Below are 1,298 nucleotides of genomic sequence, written 5' to 3'. Positions count from 1 at the left end.
GATGTCGAAATCGGCGGCGGCTCGCTCCCAGCCGTGCGCATCGAGCTGCTGCCGTTCGCACTCAGCCGCTATGGCATCAGCACAGAAGACGTGCGCGCCGCCATCCAGGCCTCGAACGCCAACCGCCCCAAGGGCACGGTCCAGGGCGAGGGCCGCAAGCTGCAGATCTACACGCAGACGCCGGCCCTGCGCGCCAGCGACTACGCGCCGATGGTCATCGCCTGGCGCAATGGCGCGGCCGTGCGGCTGCAGGACGTGGCCGAGGTGGTCGATGGCGTGGAAGACACGCGAACGCTGGGCCTGTTCAACGGCGAGCCCGCGATCATCGTGCTGATCACGCGGCAGCCCGCGGCCAACATCATCGAGACCGTCGACAGCGTGCGCGCGCTGCTGCCCGAGCTGCAGGCGCAGCTGCCGCCAGACGTCACGCTGCAGGTGGCGTCGGACAGCACCAACTCCATCCGCGGCTCGCTTCGCGAGGTCGAGCTCACGCTGGTCATCTCCGTCATCCTGGTGGTGCTGGTGGTCAGCCTGTTCCTGCGCAGCGTGCGCGCGACCATCGTGCCTGCGGTGGCCACGGTGGCGGCGCTGCTGGGAACCTTCGGGGTCATGTACCTGCTGGGCTTCAGCCTCAACAACCTGAGCCTGATGGCGCTCACGGTGGCCACCGGCTTCGTGGTGGACGACGCCATCGTCGTGCTCGAGAACACCAGCCGGCACATCGAGTCGGGCATGACGCGCATGAAGGCGGCGTTGCTGGGCGCGAAGGAAGTTGGCTTCACCGTGCTGTCGATCAGCGTGTCGCTGGTGGCGGTGTTCATTCCGCTGCTTTTCATGGGCGGACAGGTCGGCCGGCTGTTCCGCGAGTTCGCGATAACGCTGTCGGCGGCGGTGATGATCTCGCTCGTCATCTCGCTGACCACCACGCCCATGATGTGCGCGTGGCTGCTCAAGCCCGGTGGCGAGCATGACAAGAGCAAGCCGCAGGGGCGCTTCGGCCGCATGGCTGCAAGCAGCTACGACTGGGTGCTCAAGCGCTACGAGACCAGCCTCGACTGGGCGCTCGACAGCAAGGCGCTGGTCATGCTGATTCTGGTGGCGGTGGTCGGGCTCAATGTGTATCTCTTCAGCGCCGCGCCCAAGGGCTTCTTCCCGCAGCAGGACAGCGGGCAGCTCAACGGCGGCCTGCGCGCCGACCAGAGCATTTCGTCGCAGGCGCTGGCCGCCAAGCTGCGGCAGGTGGTCGACATCATCCGCAAGGACGAGGCGGTCGATACAGTGGTCGGCTTCACCGGCGC

1 protein-coding gene is annotated in these 1,298 nt (G+C 67.3%); it reads left to right on the top strand.

Annotated features, from left to right (window positions below; translation table 11 throughout):
* The coding region (locus tag ACSFA2_RS25465) for an efflux RND transporter permease subunit (protein WP_435458117.1) at positions 1–1,298 on the top strand (1,298 nt) is incomplete at both ends.

The organism is Variovorax cryoconiti (assembly GCF_051216395.1).
Taxonomy (GTDB): Bacteria; Pseudomonadota; Gammaproteobacteria; order Burkholderiales; family Burkholderiaceae_C; genus Variovorax.
Note: the sequence above shows the minus strand (reverse complement) of the source record. Positions and strands in the feature narration are given on the sequence as shown.